Raw genomic sequence first — 6,231 nt, forward strand, 5'->3', positions numbered from 1 at the left:
TGGCTTCGACCACCGCCTCGGCTGTTTCCGCGACCGCTTCGGCCGCCTCGACGACGGGTTCCGCCGCCGCCTCGATCACGGGCGCCAGCGTGGCGGCCGGCTTGGCGCCGAACAGCGCCTCGAGGTTCACGGGCTGCGTCCAGCGCGTCATCCACCAGTAGGCCACCCCGCCCGCGGCAGCAGCGCCGAAGTAGGCCCAGAGTGGCGAAGCGGCGCCCAGCATCAGCTGCGGGGTCACCCGGGTCTCGGGCAGTTCGGGAAGGTCGAAGGTCGCCATGGGGGAGACTCCTGCGCGGCACGAGATTGTGCGCTGCACCATAACCCATAGATCGACTTCGCAGGTGCGAAATTATTGTGGCGAAAGCCGGTAGACCTTCGCCGCGCCGCCGCTGCCCAGCGCCTGGGCGACCCAGCCGCAGATCGCAGCAAGGGGTGCGGCAAGGTCCGGGCCGTCGACCAGCACCAAGGCGCACCCGTTCATCTTCATCGGGTCGCTCAGCGGCTTCACCCGCGCCTCCGCCACCAGCATCGGCGCCGCCACCTCGTCCTCCAGGTCGCGCAGGAAGGAATCCAGCGTCTCCAGGTCCTTGATCGGCAGCCAGACCAGCGCCTGGGCCGTCCGGTTCTTCCGCCGCAGCGCCGCCAGGGTCTCGACGATCCGCCCGTAGTCGCCCGGCTGCTCGAACGGTGGGTCGATTAGCGCCAGCACCCGTCCCCGCGCCGGGCATTCCGACACCGCCGCCGCATAGCCGTCGGCGTTGAGGGTCCGCACGTTCGCCCGCCCCCGCATCGCCACGCGGAGCGCCTCGTGCTCGTCCTGGCGCAGCTCGCAGGCGACATAGCGGTCGCCCGGCCGCAGGGACTCGGCGATCAGCCAGGGCGAGCCGGGATATCGGCGGACCTCCCCGCCGGCGTTCAACGCCGCGACGGTCCGCACGAGCGACCCGAAGTCCGACGGCGCATCCTTCGCCCGCATGAGCTGGACGACGCCCGCGTCCGCTTCGCCCGACTTTCGCGACTCGGCGCCCGCCAGGTCGTAGAGCCCGCGGCCGGCATGGGTGTCGATCACGGTGAGCGGCGGGGAGCCCCCCTTGGTCAGCTCGGCCAGCAGCCGCAGGAGGCCGGCGTGCTTCACCAGGTCGGCGAAGTTCGCGGCGTGGAAGGCGTGGCGATAGTTCAAGGGAATCCGGGGGCTGCAGGAGGAACCGGCGTGGCCATACCACGTTGCCGCCCAGCCAGTGAGAGGGCTGAAGATGCCGCGGGACATGGGTGGGCAAGACGACGTCGAGACGATGCCCCAGGGGCTGTCCTACGTCAGCGACCAGGACCCCGGCATCCGGCGGAAGAAGGCACGAGGCCACGGCTTCAACTACCTGGACGCCGACGGCAAGCCCATCACCGACGAGAAGACCCTCGACCGCATCCGCGCACTCGTCATCCCGCCCGCCTGGACCGACGTCTGGATCAGCCCCAAGGCCAACGGCCACATCCAGGCGGTGGGCCGCGACCAGCGGGGCCGCAAGCAGTACCGCTATCACCCCCGCTGGCGGGAGACCCGGGACAGCTCCAAGTACGACCGCCTGATCGCCTTCGGCCGCGCCCTGCCCCGCCTGCGCCGACGCGTCGAGGAGGACCTCGCCTGCCGCGGTCTGCCGCGCGAGAAGGTGCTGGCCGCGGTCATCCGGGTGATGGAGGCCACCCTGATCCGCGTAGGCAACGAGGAGTATGCGCGGACGAACCGCAGCTTCGGCCTCACCACCCTGCGCGACCGTCACGTGAAGATCGGCGGCGCGAAGGCCAAGTTCGAGTTCCGCGGCAAGAGCGGCAAGCCCCACACCACGGGCTTCAACGACCGCCGCCTCGCGCGCATCGTGAAGGCCTGCCAGGACCTGCCGGGCCAGCGACTGTTCCAGTACCTCGACGACGGGGGCCAGCGGCGCGCCGTCGAGAGCGCCGACGTCAACGCCTACATCCGCGACGCGCTGGGCGAGGACTTCTCGGCCAAGGACTTCCGCACCTGGGCCGGGACCGTGGCGGCAGCGCGAGCCCTGACCATGCCGGAATGCGCCGACCTGACGGCGGCCAAGCGCAACGTGAACACCTGCGTGAAGGCCGTCGCCGGCCTGCTGGGCAACACCGCCGCCGTCGCCCGCAGCGCCTACATCCACCCCGCCATCCTGGACGCCTACGCCGAGGGCAAGCTCGACCTGCCGTCGCGCCAGAACGAGCGCACCTTCGAGCTCGCCGTCCTGCGGTTCCTCGAGGACGCGCGCTGACGCAGGGGCAATCTCGCCGCATCGACCAGCCAAGGCTATGGTGATCGCCGATAAGGTGCGGCGAACGCACACACGGAGGATCCCATGCTTGGCCCCCGCCTGCGCTTCGGCGCCTTCATCGCGCCCTTCCACCCGGTGGATGAGAACCCCACCCTGGCCATCCAGCGCGACCTGGAGCTGGTCGAGCACATGGACAACCTGGGCTTCGAGGAGGCCTGGATCGGCGAGCACCACTCGGCCGGCTACGAGCTGATCGCCAGCCCCGAGGTGTTCATCGCCGCCGCCGCCGAGCGGACCAAGCACATCCGCCTGGGCACCGGCGTGGCGTCCCTGCCCTACCACCATCCGATGATGCTGGCCGACCGCATCAACCAGCTCGACCACATGACCCGCGGGCGAGTGATGTTCGGCGTGGGCCCCGGCGCGCTTGTCTCCGACGCCATGATGATGGGCATCCCGCCCCAGGCGCAGCGCGACCGCATGGACGAGGCGCTCGACGTCCTCGTGCGGCTCATGCAGGGCGAGGAAGTCACCCACAAGTCCGACTGGTTCGAGCTGCGCCAGGCGCGGCTGCAGATGACCCCCTACTCACGGCCGTCGGTGGAGATGGCGGTGGCGAGCCAGGTGTCGCCAACCGGCGCGCGGGCGGCCGGCCGCAACGGCCTGGGCCTGCTCTCGATCGGCGCCACCAGCCAGGCGGGCTTCAACGCGCTGGCCTCCAACTGGCACATCGCCACGGAGCAGGCGGCCGAGCACGGCAAGTCCATGGACCGCAGCCGCTGGCGGCTGGTCGGCCCCATGCACATCGCCCCCACCCGCGAACAGGCGATGGAGGAGGTGAAGTTCGGCCTCGAGAAGTGGATCTACTACTTCCGCGAGATCGCCAACCTGCCGATCGTCCCCGAAGGTCCAGATCCGGTGAAGGCCATGACCGAGACGGGCCTCGCCGTCATCGGCACGCCCGAGGACGCCGTCCAGCGCATCCAGCAGCTGGTCGACGAAAGCGGCGGCTTCGGCGCGTTCCTCTTGATGGACCACAACTGGGCCACCTGGGAGGCCAAGAAGCGCTCGTACGAGCTGATCGCCCGCTACGTCGCCCCGCACTTCCAGGCCCTGAACCCCAACCGCCAGGCCTCCATGGACTGGGTGGGCTCGAACAAGGCCGAGTTCACCGGCCAGGTCATGGCCGCCATGGGCGCCCGCATCGCCCAGCACATCGCCGAGAAGGGCGCCGGCGACATCCGCCCCGAGTTCGCCGCCATGCTCGGCGGCGCCGCGGCGCCGGAGAAGGCGGACTAGATCGCGACGGCGAAGTGGTCCTTCCGGACCACAGCCGTGGCGCTTACGTCTAGGCCATGGACCTTCAGGCCTACCTCGACCGTATCGGCTTCGCGGGCGTCCCGCGGCCGGATTTCGACACCCTGCGCGCCCTGCACCGCGGCCACTCGTTCGCCATCAGCTACGAGAACCTCGACGTGCAGCTCGGCCGGCCGCTGACCACCAGCCCGGCCGAGGCGTTCGACAAGATCGTCCGGCGCGGCCGCGGCGGCTGGTGCTACGAGATGAACGGCCTGCTGGGCGCCGTGCTCGACGAGGTGGGCTTCAAGGTCACGCGGCTGGCCGGCGGCGTGCACCGGATGGTCCGCGGCGACGAGGCGCTCGGCAACCACCTGGTGCTGCTGGTCGAACTGGACGACGGCCTCTGGATCGCCGACGTGGGCTTTGGCGACGGCTCGCGCGACCCGTTCCCGCTGAAGGACGGCCCGATCGTCTCGGACGGTTACGAATACCGCCTGCAGAGCCTGGAGGGCGGCTGGTGGCGGCTGCACAACCATCCGCACGGCGGCGCGCCCAACTTCGACTTCTGCCTGCAGCCCGCCGACCCGGCGCTGCTATCGGCCAAGTGCCTGGAGCTGCAGACCTCGCCGGCCTCCGTGTTCGTGATGACCGCCGTCGCCCAGCGTCACGTCGGCGACGAGATCCGGCTGCTCCGCGGCCGCGCCTTCCGCCGCCTCCGCGGGGGCGTGAAGGACGACAGCCTGATCGACACGGCCGACGACTTCGTGGCGGTGCTGAAGCGCGAGTTCGAACTGGACGTCCCCGAGGCGGCCTCGATTTGGGAGCGTGTCTGCGCCCGCCACGACGAGCTGTTCGCGAAGGCCCCGGCCTAGGCCGGACGCGAGCGACGCGCCGCCACGACCCCGCCCAGCGCCGCGCCAGCCAGCGCCAGCAGCAGCGACAGGACGAGCTGGAAGGTCAGCAGCTTCGCCAGCGGCACGATCGGCAGCGCGATCGCCACATCCGTCAGGGCGTAGAACAGCCACATCACGCCCGCGAACTTCCACGCGTTGCGATCAGGGCGTCGGCGGCCCAGCACGTAGGCCGCCAGGAACAGCAGCAGCGCCCCGCCAGGCGGCCCGCTCCAGGCGCCGATCTTGGGCGCGAGGGCGTTGTAGTAGGCCTGTGGATGGCCAGGCTCCACCACGGCCGACCAGACGACGATCACCACGGTCGTCACCAGCAGGTTCAGCGCAAGCGCCAGCACGGCGGCGCCCAGCGCCTTGGCGTAGTCGATCGGACGCATCACAGCTCTCCCCGTCGAAGTCGCGATGCTAGCTTGGGTTTTATTGGCGATAGGTGAACCCGACGCGGATGGTCTGCGGCGCCGAATAACTTTCCACGCCGTCCGCCGTCTCGCCCACCTCCACCTTCTCGTCGAAGAGGTTCTCGGCGGCGACGAACGCCTCGAGGTTCCCCGCGAACCGCCAACTGGCCCGCGCGTCCACCTGGATCCCGGCCGAGAGGCGCCGGGTGTTGAGGTCGTCCTCCCAGCGCGCGCTCTCGTAGCGCAGGTCGGCCGACAGCTCGAACGCCTCGGCCGGGCGAAAGCTCGCGCCGCCGGTCACGGTCCACTTCGGCGTCTGCGCCGGGCGCAGGCCGGTGAGCTGAGGCGCCGTGCCGCCGCCGTCGACTTCGGCGTCGGTATAGGCCGCCGCCGCCCGCCAGCGCAGGGTCTCGGTCGCCTCGCCGGACGCCTCGCCCTCCAGGCCCCAGGCCTCGATCTCGCCCGCGTTCTGCCGCTGGCGCAGCGTGCCGCCGGCCGGCACGAAGCCCGCAGTCGGGAAGTTGCCCGGGCCCACGCCGATGGTGACGTTGGCGATCGGGTCCTTCAGCCGGTTGTAGAAGACGCCGGCGCTCCAGCGCACCGCCCCTTCGCCGGCCAGCCCCGCCTCGATCCCCTGCAGAGTCTCGGGCTTCAGCGTCGGGTTGGCCTCGGTGATGTCGTTGCCCACCCGGAACGGGCGGTGCAGCTCGTTCAGGGTCGGCGGCCGGAAGCCCGCATAGGCTGCGGCGCGCAGGAACAGGGCGTCGGCCACCTCGTAGCGCACGCCCACACGGCCCGTCGGCGTGGTGTCCGAGCGGTCGGGCGCGCCCTGGTTCAGCAACACCGCGCCGGTCTGGCGGTCGCGCTCGATGCGCACGGCGTTGAAGGCGCGCGACCGGTCGAGGCGCACGCCGCCCGTCAGCAGCCAGGGGCCTTCGTCCAGCACGGCCTCCGCATAGGCCCCGTAGACCAGCGTCTCGCCGCCGGCCGTCCGGTCGCGGGTGAAGACGCCGTTCATGAAGCGGAACCGCTCCTGCTCCTTGCCGTCGGCGGCGCGCAGGTCGGCCCCGATCTCCCAGGCGACGGCGCCGGTGACGCCCTGCCAGGCGGCGTTGAAGCCGTAGCCAGTCGCTGGCGTGTCGTACTGGTCGTTGGCAGGCGTCGTCGTGGCCCGGTTGGCGGCCACGGCCACCGAGCTGTTCTCCAGGTCGCTGGCCCGCACCCAGCCCTGCAGCCGCCAGCCACCGACGCCTTGCGCCGCCGGCTGCGCCAGGGTGACCGCCGCCGAGGCGCCGGAGGTGTTGGAGCGCGCGCCGCGCAGGCCCGCCTGCTGGTTCACCTGGAAGGCCG

The 6,231-nt window shown here is 71.2% G+C and carries 6 protein-coding genes and 1 pseudogene; 3 read left to right on the forward strand and 4 right to left on the reverse strand.

Annotated elements, in window-relative coordinates; genetic code table 11:
• Positions 1-277 (reverse strand): annotated as a pseudogene (locus tag VGD44_RS21245) (hypothetical protein); the annotation flags it as partial.
• Between the two features lie 72 nt (positions 278-349).
• Positions 350-1,180, reverse strand: a complete 831-nt coding sequence (gene rlmJ / locus VGD44_RS21250; RefSeq protein WP_331090379.1) for a 23S rRNA (adenine(2030)-N(6))-methyltransferase RlmJ — start codon at positions 1,178-1,180, stop codon at positions 350-352.
• Between the two features lie 85 nt (positions 1,181-1,265).
• Between rlmJ and VGD44_RS21255 the strand changes: the two genes are divergently transcribed.
• The 3 genes from VGD44_RS21255 (at position 1,266) to VGD44_RS21265 (ending at position 4,447) form a co-directional block, all read left to right on the forward strand.
• On the forward strand, positions 1,266-2,276 hold the full coding sequence (locus VGD44_RS21255; protein ID WP_331090380.1) for a DNA topoisomerase IB: 1,011 nt from the start codon (positions 1,266-1,268) through the stop codon (positions 2,274-2,276).
• Between the two features lie 84 nt (positions 2,277-2,360).
• On the forward strand, positions 2,361-3,575 hold the full coding sequence (locus tag VGD44_RS21260) for an LLM class flavin-dependent oxidoreductase (protein WP_331090381.1): 1,215 nt from the start codon (positions 2,361-2,363) through the stop codon (positions 3,573-3,575).
• Between the two features lie 56 nt (positions 3,576-3,631).
• Positions 3,632-4,447: an arylamine N-acetyltransferase family protein gene (locus VGD44_RS21265; RefSeq protein ID WP_331090382.1), complete on the forward strand. Its 816-nt coding sequence runs from the start codon at positions 3,632-3,634 to the stop codon at positions 4,445-4,447.
• Here the strand turns inward: VGD44_RS21265 and VGD44_RS21270 are convergent.
• Together VGD44_RS21270 and VGD44_RS21275 are read right to left on the reverse strand one after the other, a co-directional pair.
• Complete coding sequence (locus tag VGD44_RS21270; protein ID WP_331090383.1) at positions 4,444-4,860, reverse strand: hypothetical protein; 417 nt, start codon at positions 4,858-4,860, stop codon at positions 4,444-4,446. The two genes, VGD44_RS21265 and VGD44_RS21270, sit on opposite strands and share 4 nt — an antisense overlap.
• A gap of 40 nt (positions 4,861-4,900) precedes the next feature.
• Positions 4,901-6,231, reverse strand: a 1,331-nt coding sequence (locus VGD44_RS21275) for a TonB-dependent receptor (protein ID WP_331090384.1), incomplete at its 5' end; no start/stop codon positions are given.

Origin of the sequence: Phenylobacterium sp. (assembly GCF_036402295.1) — a bacterium.
Lineage (GTDB): Bacteria > Pseudomonadota > Alphaproteobacteria > Caulobacterales > Caulobacteraceae > Phenylobacterium.